The sequence below is a fragment of the Amycolatopsis sp. DG1A-15b genome (assembly GCF_030285645.1).
Taxonomy (GTDB): domain Bacteria; phylum Actinomycetota; class Actinomycetes; order Mycobacteriales; family Pseudonocardiaceae; genus Amycolatopsis.
In genome coordinates this window covers 6,426,452-6,439,808 of record NZ_CP127296.1, presented here as the reverse complement: position 1 = coordinate 6,439,808, position 13,357 = coordinate 6,426,452, and the positions used below count along the sequence as shown (strand labels likewise).

Here is a 13,357-nt window from a genome sequence, read left to right as displayed (position 1 = left end):
TATGACCCCCGAAAGCGTTGCCAAGCGGCACGAGACCCGCAACGGCATCGAGTTCGCCGTCGCCGATCTCGATGCCGCCGAGTTCGGCCGCAAGGAGATCCGCCTCGCCGAGCACGAGATGCCCGGACTGATGGCGCTGCGGCGCGAATACGCGGAGGTCTACCCGCTGCGCGGCGCGCGGGTCTCCGGCTCGCTGCACATGACCGTGCAGACCGCGGTGCTGATCGAGACGCTGGTGGCGCTGGGCGCCGAGGTGCGCTGGGCGTCCTGCAACATCTTCTCGACGCAGGACCACGCGGCCGCGGCGATCGTCGTCGGCCCGCACGGCACGCCCGAGGAGCCCCAGGGCGTCCCGGTCTTCGCGTGGAAGGGCGAGTCGCTCGAGGAGTACTGGTGGTGCACCGAGCGGATGCTCACCTGGGACGGCGAGGGCCCGAACATGATCCTCGACGACGGCGGTGACGCCACCATGCTGGTGCACAAGGGCACCGAGTACGAGAAGTCGGGCGTCGTGCCGACCCCGGACGAGAACACCTCGGACGAATTCCGCGTGTTCCTCGAGCTGCTGCGCGCCTCGGTCGCTTCGGACAAGGACAAGTGGACGAAGATCGGCGCGGGCATCCGCGGCGTCACCGAGGAGACCACGACCGGCGTCCTGCGCCTTTACCAGCTGGCGGCGGCGGGCGAGCTGCTGTTCCCGGCGATCAACGTCAACGACGCGGTGACGAAGTCGAAGTTCGACAACCGCTACGGCATCCGCCACTCCCTGATCGACGGCATCAACCGCGGCACGGACGTGCTGATCGGCGGCAAGGTCGCGGTGGTCTGCGGCTACGGCGACGTCGGCAAGGGCGCGGCGGAGTCCCTCCGCGGCCAGGGTGCGCGGGTGATCGTCACCGAGATCGACCCGATCTGCGCGCTGCAGGCGGCGATGGACGGCTACGCGGTGCGCAAGCTCGAGAGCGTGCTGCCCGAGGCCGACATCATCATCACCACCACCGGCAACAAGGACGTCGTGCTGGTGGAGCACATGGCGCAGATGAAGCACCAGGCGATCCTGGGCAACATCGGCCACTTCGACAACGAGCTCGACATGGCGGGCCTGGCGCGCTACCCGGGCATCCGCCGGATCAACATCAAGCCGCAGGTCGACGAGTGGATCTTCCCGAACGGCAACACGATCATCGTGCTGTCCGAGGGCCGGCTGCTCAACCTGGGCAACGCGACCGGCCACCCGTCGTTCGTGATGTCGAACAGCTTCTCGAACCAGGTGATCGCGCAGATCGAGCTGTTCACCAAGCACGAGGAGTACGACAACGAGGTGTTCCGCCTCCCGAAGAAGCTGGACGAGAAGGTCGCGAAGATCCACCTCGACGCGCTCGGCGGTGAGCTGACGAAGCTGACCAAGGAGCAGGCGGAATACATCGACGTGGACGTCGAAGGCCCGTTCAAGCCGGAGCACTACCGGTACTGAGGTTTTCGCGTTTTAGCTGGTCAGGGCCGCCCCGAAAGTGTTCGGGGCGGCCCTTTGTTTTGCGCTTGTGACGATGATAGCACGAATGGGTGACATGTTATCATGGAGTCGTGAAACAGTTGATCACAAGGATCGACGACGAGCTGCACGCCCGGCTGAAGGCACTGGCCGAAGCCGAGGGGCGCAGCATGAACGATCTGGTCACGGAAGCGTTGAGGGGCGTAGTGGCAAAGACGGAAACCGCGATCGAGCGGAGAAACCGCCTGGTGGCGGAAGGCAAACTGATGACGTTCGAGCCGGAGGGCGAAGCGCCGGGACACGACGAGCTGGAAGAACGCTCGCGCGGCTGGGGCACGGCCGTCAGCGAGGCACTCGACTGGACCCGAGGTGAATGGTGACCGTCTTCTACGCCGACACGAGCGCCGTGGTCGGGGCCTACCTCACCGACGAGGCCGACCACGCCGAACTGCGGAAGCTCCTGATCGACGGTGGGCACCTCGTGCTCACCAGTGAGCTGACCCGGCTGGAGTGCGCCAGCGCCTTCACCGCGGCCAAGCGGACCGGGCGGATCCCGGACGCCCGCGAGTTCTTGACCCAGTTCGACCAGGACACGCGGACGGTGCTGGGAGTGATCCCGCTGGCACCGCATCGGATCTTGCCCGCAGCCCGGCGGCTGGTCACCGAGAACTACCCGGTGCGCACGCTCGACGCGATCCACATCGCGGTCGCGATGCACGACACCGCCGAACTCACCGGTGGTGAACCGGTCACCTTCGTCACCCGCGACGAGCGGCAGGCCGATGCCGCCAAGGCCAACGGGTTCGAGGTGTTGTGAGCGTCGACCTCTTCGCCGGCAACGGCGTCCGCAAGATCATCTACCGCGACCCCGAGGGAAACGAGATCGGCATCGGCGGCCCGCCCGCGTAGTCTGGTGCCGTTCTTGGCTTCACGAACCTCACGGCCCGGTAGGTAGTCCGGGCGGCTCGTCCAGGGCTCGTTGTCCCGTCATGGGAAACCGGTGACGCCAGGCTGATCCGTCACGCCTGGAGGTTCCCGATGCACGGGGTGTTCACGCTGTACCACGACGGCCGGTTCTGGGTCGGCGTCTACGAAATCCACGAAGCCGGCCTGGTCCGGGCGGCGCGCCACGTCTTCGGCACCGAGCCCACCAACGCCGAGCTGGCGGCGTTCGCGGCCGGCCGCGACTTCGCCCGCTTGGCCGACGAAGCCCGCGCGGCCCCGCCCACCCCCGCCGCGCAGCGGCCGACCGCCCGGCTCAACGCCAAGCGCCTCGCGAAGCTGGCGAAGAAGGCCCAAGAGGACGAGGGCATCGGCACGGCCGCCCAGCGCGCCCTGCGCGACGCGGTCACCCAGCGAGCGGCGGAGAACAAAGCGGCCCGCAAGCGCCGGGCGGCCACCGAGGCCGCCCGCCGTCGCTCCCTGGCGAAAGCCAAGTCCCGCGCCAAACACCGCGGCCACTAGCAACGCAGCCGTGTCGACCCTTCGATCACGCGTGTCGACCTCCCCGTCACGCGTGTCGTCCGTTCCCGCACGGTCGGTCGTGATCAGGCGGTCGACATGCGTGATCTCAGGGTCGACACGCGTGATCAGGCGGTCGACACGGCGTTCAGTTCCACTCCACCGCGACCCCGGCCAGCCCGGGTCCCGCGTCGCTGAAGAACGCGCTGCTCACCCCGCCCATGTCGCAGGCCAGTTCCTCCGCCACCACCGGCAGGGCATCGTCCCGGGCGCGGACCTGGCGGGTGCACCGCGCCGGCAGCGCGTTGCGGTCGAAGCGCAGCTGGACCAGGTAACTCGCGCAGCGATCACGGAGCATCCGGTAGTACCCCGGTGACGCCGATCCGGAGTCGTCGCGGACCTCGAAGCAGAACACGTGGATGTCGCCCTCGGCCAGCTTGCGGTCGAACAGCAGCTCCGTGGCCATCGTGTCCGCGTCCGGGTTGCGGCGCATCCGGCCCACCCGGCAGCCCTCGTCCGTGATCAGCTCGACGTCGTCGATGCGGCAGCCCGGGTCGCCGTTGTACACCGTCAAATACCGGTCCGGGCCGTGGCGGCGTGCCCTGGTCACCAGCCGCGTGCGCAGGCTGACCTGGCGGTGCTCCGCGTCGAACGTGATCGTGTCGTGGACCGACAGCAGCTCCAGGTCCGCGTTGTAGTGGTTCGACGACGGGTACGCGCCCAGCTCGGCCAGCAGGTCCTCGACGATCGAGCCCATGTCGCCGGAACGCAGGTCGTGGAACGACGCCGCCGGCTGGTGGCCGCGGCGGACCAGGCGGGGCCCGATCAGCACCACCAGGGCGTCCGCCGGCAGCTGGAGGACCGATTCCAGGGCCCGGACCGCCGGCAGCGCCTTCGGCACCTCGGGCTGACGCAGCCCGCGTTGCCAGTAACTCAGCGTCGACTGTCCGATTTGGACCCCGCGCAGCGCGAGGTGGGCGCGCAGCCGGGCCAGCGACAGCCCGCGGTAGGCGATCGCCAGCCGGAGGGCGTGGTGGAACTCGCCGGTGCGGAGTGCCTCGGTCAGCTCTTTCGGCAGTTCGGCGACCGATGCCCGGGTCGTGCGGGCGCCATCGATGATCAGTGGGAGGTTCCCGTCTTGTGCCACCGCTCGTCCCTTCACCCGACCAGTGTGTGCGCTGGGCGTGAACACCGCGGAACGTTCACGGTAGCAGCGTAGAGTGCCCCCGCCGACCCCCGTTCAGGGTGGTTGGCCTCGTTATGGTGACTGTTCCGCGTTCCGGCTGTGCCCCGGAACGGTCCGTTCCTCCGGATGGCGTTCTTGCTCCTTGTGACCGCGTTGTTCACCGTTGTGACCACCGCTGGTTCGCCCACTCCTCCGCAGGAGGCCGTCTGTGCTGGTGAAGTCGAGCCGGGTCCACGCCGTACTGGCCGTGAGCCTGCTGTTGTGCCTGGTCGCGCCGGTCACCGCCGGAGCCGCGCCCGGAGTGCCGTCGACCTACCGGACCGGGATCGTCCTGCAGCTCCAGCAGAAGAACCAGTGGTGCTGGGCCGGCGCGGGCAACACCATCGCCGCCTACCACGGCGCGGTCGTCAGCCAGACGCGGTTCTGCCAGCTGGCCCACGGTGAAACCGGCGTGGACTGCGCCAACCTCCCCGGCACCCTCGCCGACCCGCAGCGCGCGTTCGCCCGGCTCGGCTTCAGCTCGCCGGGCCGCTACCTCGACCGCCGCATCTCCTACGCCGACGTCCGGACGCAGACCGCCGCGAACCAGCCCGTCGAGACCCGGGTCGGCTGGAACTCGGGCGGCGGCCACGTGCACGTCCTCTACGGCTACGACACCCGCGGCGACTGGGTGTTCTGGGGCGACCCCGGCCCCGCCAAGCGCTACAACTGGTCGACCTACGGCTACTACACGCAGAATTCGTCCTTCACCTGGACGCACACGCTCACCGGGATCGCCCGATGAGCAGGCGGGCGCTCGTGCTCGCCGTGCTGACCGGCGCGGCGCTGCTGATGACGGCTCCGGTGTCAGGCGCGGCCCAGTCCGCCGGCATCAGCAGCGCCGACGCCTCCGCGGCGCACGACGCGGCCGCGGGGTTCCAGGACGTCCTGGTCCGGTTCTTCGCCCAAGCCCCGGGCGCGCACGGACCGGTTTCGGTCCAGATCGCGCCGGACGCCTACGCGGTGTACGAGCTCTCGCCGGACTTCGTCGCCGGAAACCCCGACGCGGCGCCAGGTGACTTTGCTTACTTCGCGATCCCCGCGCGTGCCTCCGACGGCCGGACCGCGACGCTCTGGTCGGTCCGCGGCGGGGACGGCACCTGGCAGGTCGGCAACATCGCCTCGGGTGACGTCGAGGGCGAGTACGCCCGGAAGCTGCCCGCGGGCGCCCAGCTGCTGCACGAACCGCAGATCGACGCTTGGTACGCGGTCCGCGACGGCCGGGTCACGTCGCTGGCCGACGGCAAAGCGGTCGTCGGGTACCAGCAGACCGTCGAGGCGCGCTACGCCGACAAGCTCCCCGGCTCGGCGTACGCCCGCGACGGCGAGGCCGGCGGCTTCGACGCGACGTCCGAGGTGATGCCCCGCGGCGACGGCGGCCCGGCGCCGTCCGGCCACGACACCGGCTGGGTGCCGCTGCTGATCCTCGTCGGCGTGCTCGCGGTCAGCGGCGCCGGCTACGTGCTCCACCTGCGGCGGCACCCCGCCTGAGACGAACCGGCGGGCTCGGCGTCGATCCCCTTCCACCGAGCCCGCCGGTCCACCACCGCTGTGCTGACCGGTACTGATCCGACCACAGGCACGGCCGAATGATTTCGGAGCAACGGTTGCGTGCGACCCGGGGGATCGGCCTGCTTTTGGCCGGATCAGTACTGTGACCGGCGTGGGTCGACTGGTGGTCATCGAAGGGCTCGACGGCGCGGGCAAGCGGACGCTGACCGACGGGCTGACGGCGGCGCTGGGCGCCAAGGGCGCGAGCGTGGCGTCGCTGGCGTTCCCGCGCTACGGCGAGAGCGTGCACGCGGACCTCGTCCGCGAGGCCCTGCACCGCGGGCACGGTGACCTCGCCGACTCGGTGTACGGCATGGCGATGCTCTACGCGCTGGACCGCAGTGGCGCCGCGGACCGCATCCGCGAGCTGCGGGACACCCACGACGTCGTCCTGCTCGACCGGTACGTCGCCTCCAACGCCGCGTACGCGGCCGCGCGCCTGCGGCAGGACGCGGCCGGCGAAGTCGTGAAGTGGGTGTGGGAGCTCGAGGTCGACCGCTTCGGCCTGCCCCGCCCGGACGCGCACCTGCTGCTGCGCGTCGCCCCGGCGGTCGCGGCCGAGCGCGCCGAACGCCGCGCGGAGACCGAGACCGGCCGGGAGCGCGACGCCTTCGAAACCGACGACGGCCTGCAGCGGCGGTGCGCGGCCGTTTACGACGAGCTGGCCGCGTCGGGCTGGCTCGCGCCGTGGCACGTCCTGGACGGCGTCGCGGGCGTGGACCACGAAGCGCTGGCGGCGACCCTGCTAGGGCAGTAACCGGGCCGGGTCGAACTGCGCGATCGGGTGCGCGGTGGTGCCGTCCACCACCAGGTCGGCGAGGATTTCCCCGACCACCGGGGCGAACTTGAAGCCGTGGCCGGAGAACCCGCACGCCAGCACCACCCGCTCCTCGGCCGGGTGCGGGGCGAGCACGAAGCTCTCGTCCGCCGTGTCGGTGTACATGCAGGTCGCGGCCCGGAGGAACGCGCCGGGCAGCGTCGGCAGGTGCCGCTTCACCGCGGCCGCGATCTCGTGGACCTCGTCGCCGGACACCGCCCGGTCGATGCCGTCGGGCGTGCACGTCCGGCCGCCGCCGTGGAACGCGACCTTGACGCCGTCCGCCGGCGCGTTGTGCGCCGGGAAGCCGTAGAACGTGTAGCCGTCGCCTTCCCAGAGGTAGACGGGGTGCTCCCGGAACGGCTCGATCCCGCCCGAGGGCGCGAACCAGTACTGCACCTGCCGCCGGACCGTGAAGGCGATGCCGAAGCCGCGCAGCAGCTCGCCGGCCCACGCGCCGGGGCACAGCACCAGGCGGTCGGCCGTGTAGTAGTGGTGCGACGTCCCGACGCGCACCCCGCCGGCCGTGGTGCTCCAGGTGAAGACCTTCTCCTCGTGGTGCAGTTCGGCGCCGCACCGCGCGGCGAGCTGCAGGTGCGCGGCGACGCTGCCTTCGGGGGACACCAGCCCGGCACCCGGCTCGTACAGCGCGACCTCGTGCGGAGCCGGCGCCATCGTCGGGAACCGGCGCCGGATCTCCGCCGCGTCCAGGAGCTCGTGCGGGATGTCGAAGGCGTGAGCCGACGCCGTGCTGCCGGTGATCGTCCGCGACTCCGCCGCGCCGACCATGATCCCGCCGCAGCGGGTGAACAGCCGCCGCCCGCTGTCGCGCTCGAGACCGGCCCACAGTTCGTGGGCCCGCAGCAGCAGCGGCACGTACTCGGGGCCTTCGAGGTACGCCTGGCGCGTGATCCGCGAACCGCCGTGGCTCGACCCGCGGTTGTGCACCGGCGCGAACTGGTCGACGCCCAGCACCCGCTGCCCGCGCTGCGCCAGCCGGTACGCCGCGGCGCTGCCCATCCCGCCGAGGCCGACGACGATCACGTCGTAGTGCGTCATGCCACCCTCCCCGGGACGCGCGTGCCGAAGTGCCCGACCTCCACCGGTGTCCGGAACCCGCTGTATTCCACGGGAAGCCAGGCGTACGCGATGGCTTTGCCCGTGGTGTGGCCGTACCCGGCGCTGGTGACGTACCCGGCCGGGCGGCCGTCGACGTACACCGGATCCCCGCCCGCGACGACACTTCCGGTCGTCAGCCGGGTCAGCCGACGGCTCACCGTCGCCGCCGAACGGCCCGCCAGCGCGTCGCGGCCGAGGAAGTAGCCCTTGTCCATCCGGACCGCGGAACCGAGGCCGGCCTCGTACGGGTCGTGCTCGGTCGTGAAGTCGACGCCGGGTGCCGGGACGCCGGCCTCGAGCCGCAGGCTGGTGCGGGCCCGGTGGCCGGCGACGGCCACGCCGCGGTCCCGGAGCGTGTCCCACAGGTGACGCCCGAAATCCGCCGTCGTGTGCAGTTCCCAGCCCGGTTCGCCCACTGTGGACAGTCGCAGGGCGACGACCGGGACGGCCCCGACGGACGTCTCTTCGGCCGAAAAGTCCGTTGTGGACAGTTCCGGGAGGACTTCGCCGGCGAGCGGCCCCCACAGGCCGAGGCAGCACGTGCCGGGGGTGGTCTCGTGGATCTGCACCGTGCCGTCGCGCGGGAGATGCCGTCGCAGCCAGGCGAAATCGAGCCGCCCGCCGGCGCCGACGTGGAACCGCTCGTCGCCGAGGCGGGCCACGGTCAGGCAGCCGCGTACGCCGCCGTCCTCGCCGAGCAGCAGCGTTTCCGTCACCGTGCCCGGCGCTTTCGCGAGCTCGCTCGTCGTCATGGCCTGTAGGAACGGCAGCGCGCCGGGGCCGGTGACGGCCAGCCGCGGCTCGGACGTCAGGTCGAACATCGCGACGCGCTCGCGGGCGACCGTCGCTTCGGCGGCCACCTCGGCCGAATACCGCTCCGGCCGCGCCCAGCCGTCCGCGGAGCCGAAGTGCGCACCCAGCGCGATCTGCCGTTCGTGGAAGGGGCCGGCGCGGACCGGCTCCGGAGAAAACCGGGAGAACCGAGCGAACCGGGCGAGGTCGCAGCCGTGCAGGGCCAGCGACGGCTGCCCGTCGACGAGCCAGCGCGCCAGTTCGCGCGCGACACCGGCGGAGTGCTCGGGCCGGACGGCTCCGGCGACCCAGAAACCGTCGATGTCCGGGTGCTCGCCCAGCAGCGGCCGCCCGTCCGGGGTGCCGGGAAGCGTCACCGTCGTGGTGGTTTCGACGTCGGCGTCGCGGAGTGCGGGCAGCAGGTCGGCGACGACGGCCACCCCGGCGCCGAGCCGGTCGACGTGCTCGCGGACGTACATCCCGGTGTCGAGGTGGCGCAGCACGGGCTTGCCCGCCTGCACGTGTTCGTCGTTGTGCCCGGCCAGTTCCGGCAGTGGTGACGTCAGCAGGTACTCGTGGGTCACGGGCACCTGCGGCACGTCCAGGCCGGCGAACTCGCCGGCGCACGACACGACGACGTCGGCGCGGAACCGCCCGGCCGCGGTGACGACCCCGGTGACGCGGCCGCCGCTGCGCTCGATCGCCGTGACCTCCTCGGCGGCGAACCGGGCTCCGCGGGCTTTGGCCCGCCGGGCCTGGGCTTCGGCCGCGCGCGGCGCGTGCAGCAGGCCGTCGCCGGGGACGTGGAAGCCGCCGAGGACCCGGGCTTCGTCGAGCAGCGGGTGCAGGTCGACGCACTCGCGGGGCGTGCGCAGGTAGCCGCGCACGCCCCACGACGTCGCCCAGCCGTGGTGCTGCTTCAGGTCCTCGAGCCGCTCCGGCGACGTCGCGACTTCGAGGCTGCCCACCGGGTTGAAGCACCACTGGCCGTCGAGCCCGCTGTACTTCTCGACGGTGTACTGGGCGAACGCCGTCAGCGTGCGGTCGGCGTGGGTGCGGAACACCAGGCCCGGGTGGTCGTCCGCGTCGGCGCCCAGGACGGTGACGTCGGTCCAGCCGCGCTCGGTCAGCTCGTCGGCCAGCGCGCAGCCGAGCAGGCCGGAGCCGACGACGACCACCCGGGGCCGTGCTGCCATTCGCGGATCCCTCCGGGCGAGGTTGCGTCTTCGGCAACAACGTGCGTCATGCGCGACGCAGTGTCAAGCACCCGAAACGGTGTCCCCTCAGGCGCGGGCGAACTCCATGATCCAGTTGGTTTCCCAGGCCCGCCCGCCGTCGGCCGAGAACGCCTGCTGCCACCGCGGGGACGCCGTGGTCGTGCCCGTCCAGGTGTAGCGGACCTTGATCGGGGCCCCGTCGTGGGTGTCGTCCCCGTAGAAGTCGCCGCGGTCGCCGTCGAAGGCGCCGACGACCGGCGGCTGGAGCAGCCCGGTCCGGTTGCTGGCCCAGTACAGCGACCACGCCTCGCGCTCGACGTCGAAGAGCCGGAGGGTGCAGCCGCGGAAGCCCAAGGTCGGGAAGACGATCTCGTCCAGGTTGCCGCCGCCGTCGAAGAGGGACCGGCAGGTGGTCGTGCCGGGGAAGACGGCCCAGTCGTCGCTGCCGGTGAGCGGGTTGGCGAGCCGCCGGTTCGTCACGGTCCAGGAGCCGACGAAGAAGTCGAAGTCGTTCATGACGGCGATCCTGGGGTGCGGCCACTGACATCTCCTGTCAGTGGCCGCTGGCAGACTTCGCCGGGTGCGCGCGAGCCGGCTGGTGTCCCTGCTGCTGTTGCTGCAGAACCGGGGGAGGATGAGCGCCGCCCGGCTGGCGGCGGAGCTCGGCGTGACCGCGCGGACCGTGTACCGGGACGTCGAAGCGCTCGCCGCCGCCGGTGTCCCGATCTACGCCGAAGGCGGTCCGAACGGCGGCTACCAGCTGATGGACGGCTACCGGACCCGGCTGACCGGGCTGACCGAAGGCGAAGCCGGGTCCCTGTTCCTCACCGGGCTGCCGCAACCGGCCGCCGAGCTGGGGCTGGGTGCCCAGGTGGCCGCCGCCGAGCTCAAGCTGATGGCCGCGCTGCCGACGCCGTACCGCGACGCGTCGGTGCGGATCCGGCAGCGGTTCCACCTCGACGCGCCCGGCTGGTACCGCGAAGCGGATCCGGTGCCGCAGCTGCTCGCGGCCGCGGAAGCGCTGTGGCAGGACCGGGTCGTCGAGGTCCGGTACCGCCGCTGGTCGCCCACGCCCGGTGTCGTGACGCGGCGGCTGCACCCGCTCGGCCTGGTCCTCAAGGCCGGCGTCTGGTACCTCGTCGCCGGGCCCGAGCCGCGGACCTACCGCGTCGGCAACATCGAGGAGTTCCGGGCGCTCGACGAGCACTTCACCCGGCCGGCCGGCTTCGACCTGGCGGATTTCTGGCGCGCGCACGTCGAACGGTACGAGGAGAGCGAAGCGGGGGAGACCGCCGTCGTGCGCCTGTCGCCCGCCGGGATCGCCGCCCTGCCGGACATCCTCGGCCCGCGAGCGGCGCGGCTCGCGGGGCGCACGCTCGAACCCGCGGACGCCGAAGGCTGGCAGCGCGCGGAAGTCCCGCTGGAAAGCGTGCCCCACGCGGCCGCCGGGCTGCTGCGGCTCGGCGCGGACGCACAGGTGCTGGCGCCCGCGGAACTGGTGGCACACATGGGAACCACGATCCGCGCGATGGCGCGGCTGTACCCGGGTCCGGAACCCGGCTAGTCCCGGAAATAGCCCAGCTGGGCGGAAAGTTCCTCCGCCGCCTCGGTCATCGGCTTCACGATCTGCTTCACGCGCTGCTTCGAGAGCCGGTACGACGGCCCGGAAGCGCTCATCGCGGCGACGACGTCCCCGCCCGGGCCGTGGATCGGCACGGCGACGGCGTGCATGCCGAGTTCCAGTTCTTCGTAGCAGACGGCGTAACCGTCTTCGAGGACCCGTTCCAGCTCGGTCATCAGCTCGTCCGGCTCGACCGTCGTGCGCGGGGTGTACTGCTCCAGCTTCCGCTTCAGCACCCGCTTGCGCTCGGCTTCGCCCATGTACGCCAGGAGGACCTTGCCGCTCGAGGTCGCGTGCAGCGGCGTCCGCTGGCCCGTCCAGTTCTGCGTGGTGATCGCGGCCGAGCCGCGGGCCTGGCTGATGTTGATGGCGACGCCGTCGTCGGCGATCGCGATGTTCACCGTCTCGCCCAGCTCCTCGGCCAGCGCCAGGCAGCTGGCCCGGCCCAGTTTCGCGAGGTCCATGCGGCCGGTCGCGGCACCGGCCAGCCGGACGATGCCGAAGCCGATCGCGTACTTCCCGCGTTCGCCGAGCTGCTCGACCAGGCCTCTGGTCTCCAGGACGCTGAGCAGGCGCGACGCCGTCGACTTGTGGACGCCCAGCTCGCCCGCGATCTCGGTGATGCCGGTTTCGCCGTTGCGCGCGAGCAGTTCCAGCACGCTGATGGCCCGGTCGACCGATTGCACCTGGCTCTGAGTTGCGTTGCCCGAGTCCTGGTTTCGCATGGCGCAACAGTATCCGTTTTGCGGGGTTCCTATCCGCTGAGTGGGCGAATCTCTTGACGAGGGCGTACCCGGCACCGGATTGTTGCGCAAAGAGCGCATCGTCGCGTAATGCGCAACTTTCACCTACCGTCCCGGCATCCTGCCAGTCGTTCTCCGGAGGCCCTGATGATCCGAGCCTGCGCCGTCACCGACCTGCCCCCGGGCGAGGCCCTCCGTCTCGACGGTCCCGCTCCGATCGCGGTGTTCCACACCGAGGACGGCTTCTTCGCCGTCGACGACACCTGCACGCACCAGGACGCTTCGCTCGCCGACGGCTGGCTGGAAGGCTGCTTCGTCGAGTGCCCGTTGCACGCCGCGCAGTTCGACCTGCGCACCGGCGCGCCCGCCTGCCTGCCGGCGAAGGACCCCGTGCGGACCCACCGCGTGGTCGTCACCGACGGCGTCGTGTACGTCGACGCGCCCGTGCCGGCCGTTCCTTGAGCCCCCCTCACAGGTCCGTGGAGGCCGCACCGGGGTTCCGGCGCGGCCTCCACGGGCCGTCCAAAGCGGCCGGTACCGGCACCCGGATGGAGCAGGCAGTCCCGGCGATCTTGATCTTTCTGGTGGTCAAACACGCGGGTCGTGCGTGCGGGCGCCGGAACTAGTGCGAATATGTGGACATGAAGGCACGTGTTCTCGTGGTCGACGACGACCCCGCCCTCGCGGAGATGCTCACCATCGTGCTCCGTGGGGAGGGGTTCGACACGGCGGTGGTCGCCGACGGCTCACGCGCGCTGCCCGCGCTGCGTGAGCTGAAGCCCGACCTCGTCCTGCTCGACCTGATGCTGCCCGGGATGAACGGGATCGACGTCTGCAAGGCGATCCGCGCCGAGTCCGGGGTGCCGATCGTCATGCTCACCGCCAAGAGCGACACCGTCGACATCGTCCTCGGCCTGGAGTCCGGCGCCGACGACTACGTCGTCAAGCCGTTCAAGCCGAAGGAGCTGGTCGCGCGGGTCCGGGCCCGCATGCGCCGCACCGAGGCCGAGCCGGCGGAATCGCTCACCATCGGCGACCTGGCGATCGACGTGCCGGGCCACGAGGTCACGCGCGAAGGCAAGGCCATCCCGCTGACCCCGCTGGAGTTCGACCTGCTGGTGGCCCTGGCCCGCAAGCCGCGCCAGGTGTTCACCCGCGAGGTGCTGCTCGAGCAGGTGTGGGGCTACCGCCACGCGGCCGACACCCGGCTGGTGAACGTGCACGTCCAGCGGCTGCGCTCGAAGGTGGAGAAGGACCCGGAACACCCCGAGGTGGTGTTGACCGTTCGCGGCGTCGGGTACAAGGCCGGCCCGCCGTGA

15 protein-coding genes are annotated in these 13,357 nt (G+C 71.3%); 10 read left to right on the top strand and 5 right to left on the bottom strand.

From position 1 onward, the window contains the following. Position 1 precedes the first annotated feature (1 nt). The 4 genes from ahcY (at position 2) to QRY02_RS29510 (ending at position 2,956) form a co-directional block, all read left to right on the top strand. Positions 2-1,474, top strand: coding sequence for an adenosylhomocysteinase (ahcY, locus tag QRY02_RS29525; RefSeq protein WP_285986101.1), 1,473 nt, complete (start codon positions 2-4; stop codon positions 1,472-1,474). A gap of 110 nt (positions 1,475-1,584) precedes the next feature. Next, a complete protein-coding gene (locus QRY02_RS29520) occupies positions 1,585-1,872 on the top strand; it encodes a FitA-like ribbon-helix-helix domain-containing protein (protein WP_285986100.1) in 288 nt (95 codons plus the stop codon). After that, complete coding sequence (locus tag QRY02_RS29515) at positions 1,866-2,309, top strand: type II toxin-antitoxin system VapC family toxin (protein WP_285986099.1); 444 nt, start codon at positions 1,866-1,868, stop codon at positions 2,307-2,309. Before QRY02_RS29520 ends, QRY02_RS29515 begins: the two co-directional genes overlap by 7 nt. Positions 2,310-2,530: 221 nt before the next feature. Continuing rightward, the gene (locus QRY02_RS29510) at positions 2,531-2,956 is read left to right on the top strand and encodes a YjdF family protein (RefSeq protein ID WP_285986098.1); all 426 of its coding nucleotides are present in this window, start codon (positions 2,531-2,533) and stop codon (positions 2,954-2,956) included. A 145-nt stretch (positions 2,957-3,101) separates the two neighbouring features. Here QRY02_RS29510 and QRY02_RS29505 read toward each other — a convergent pair whose 3' ends face one another. Next, the gene (locus QRY02_RS29505; protein WP_003085563.1) at positions 3,102-4,100 is read right to left on the bottom strand and encodes a hypothetical protein; all 999 of its coding nucleotides are present in this window, start codon (positions 4,098-4,100) and stop codon (positions 3,102-3,104) included. 247 nt (positions 4,101-4,347) lie between these two features. On the opposite strand from QRY02_RS29505, the gene QRY02_RS29500 reads away from it, so the two are divergent. From QRY02_RS29500 to QRY02_RS29490, 3 genes are all read left to right on the top strand, one after another. After that, positions 4,348-4,923, top strand: coding sequence for a papain-like cysteine protease family protein (locus QRY02_RS29500; RefSeq protein ID WP_285986097.1), 576 nt, complete (start codon positions 4,348-4,350; stop codon positions 4,921-4,923). Continuing rightward, positions 4,920-5,669 carry a hypothetical protein gene (locus QRY02_RS29495; protein ID WP_285986096.1) on the top strand — a complete coding sequence of 250 codons (750 nt, stop codon included), beginning with the start codon at positions 4,920-4,922 and terminating at the stop codon, positions 5,667-5,669. Before QRY02_RS29500 ends, QRY02_RS29495 begins: the two co-directional genes overlap by 4 nt. 163 nt (positions 5,670-5,832) lie before the next feature. After that, entirely contained in the window at positions 5,833-6,486 is a 654-nt protein-coding gene (locus tag QRY02_RS29490) for a dTMP kinase (RefSeq protein WP_285986095.1), read from the top strand. Here QRY02_RS29490 and solA read toward each other — a convergent pair. The 3 genes from solA to QRY02_RS29475 all read right to left on the bottom strand — a co-directional run bounded on the left by solA (position 6,475) and on the right by QRY02_RS29475 (position 10,190). Continuing rightward, positions 6,475-7,605, bottom strand: a complete 1,131-nt coding sequence (solA, locus tag QRY02_RS29485) for an N-methyl-L-tryptophan oxidase (protein WP_285986094.1) — start codon at positions 7,603-7,605, stop codon at positions 6,475-6,477. The two genes, QRY02_RS29490 and solA, sit on opposite strands and share 12 nt — an antisense overlap. Further along, complete coding sequence (locus QRY02_RS29480; RefSeq protein ID WP_285986093.1) at positions 7,602-9,653, bottom strand: FAD-dependent oxidoreductase; 2,052 nt, start codon at positions 9,651-9,653, stop codon at positions 7,602-7,604. Before QRY02_RS29480 ends, solA begins: the two co-directional genes overlap by 4 nt. 87 nt (positions 9,654-9,740) lie before the next feature. Further along, entirely contained in the window at positions 9,741-10,190 is a 450-nt protein-coding gene (locus QRY02_RS29475) for a hypothetical protein (protein WP_285986092.1), read from the bottom strand. 64 nt (positions 10,191-10,254) lie between these two features. Here QRY02_RS29475 and QRY02_RS29470 point away from each other — a divergent pair, with 64 nt between their 5' ends. Then, a complete protein-coding gene (locus QRY02_RS29470; protein ID WP_285986091.1) occupies positions 10,255-11,238 on the top strand; it encodes a helix-turn-helix transcriptional regulator in 984 nt (327 codons plus the stop codon). On the opposite strand, the gene QRY02_RS29465 is transcribed toward QRY02_RS29470, so the two are convergent. Further along, on the bottom strand, positions 11,235-12,020 hold the full coding sequence (locus QRY02_RS29465) for an IclR family transcriptional regulator (RefSeq protein WP_285986090.1): 786 nt from the start codon (positions 12,018-12,020) through the stop codon (positions 11,235-11,237). The genes QRY02_RS29470 and QRY02_RS29465 overlap by 4 nt on opposite strands. A 165-nt stretch (positions 12,021-12,185) precedes the next feature. On the opposite strand from QRY02_RS29465, the gene QRY02_RS29460 reads away from it, so the two are divergent. Together QRY02_RS29460 and mtrA are read left to right on the top strand one after the other, a co-directional pair. Further along, a complete protein-coding gene (locus QRY02_RS29460; protein ID WP_285986089.1) occupies positions 12,186-12,500 on the top strand; it encodes a bifunctional 3-phenylpropionate/cinnamic acid dioxygenase ferredoxin subunit in 315 nt (104 codons plus the stop codon). Between the two features lie 179 nt (positions 12,501-12,679). Next, positions 12,680-13,357, top strand: coding sequence for an MtrAB system response regulator MtrA (mtrA, locus tag QRY02_RS29455; protein WP_005150760.1), 678 nt, complete (start codon positions 12,680-12,682; stop codon positions 13,355-13,357).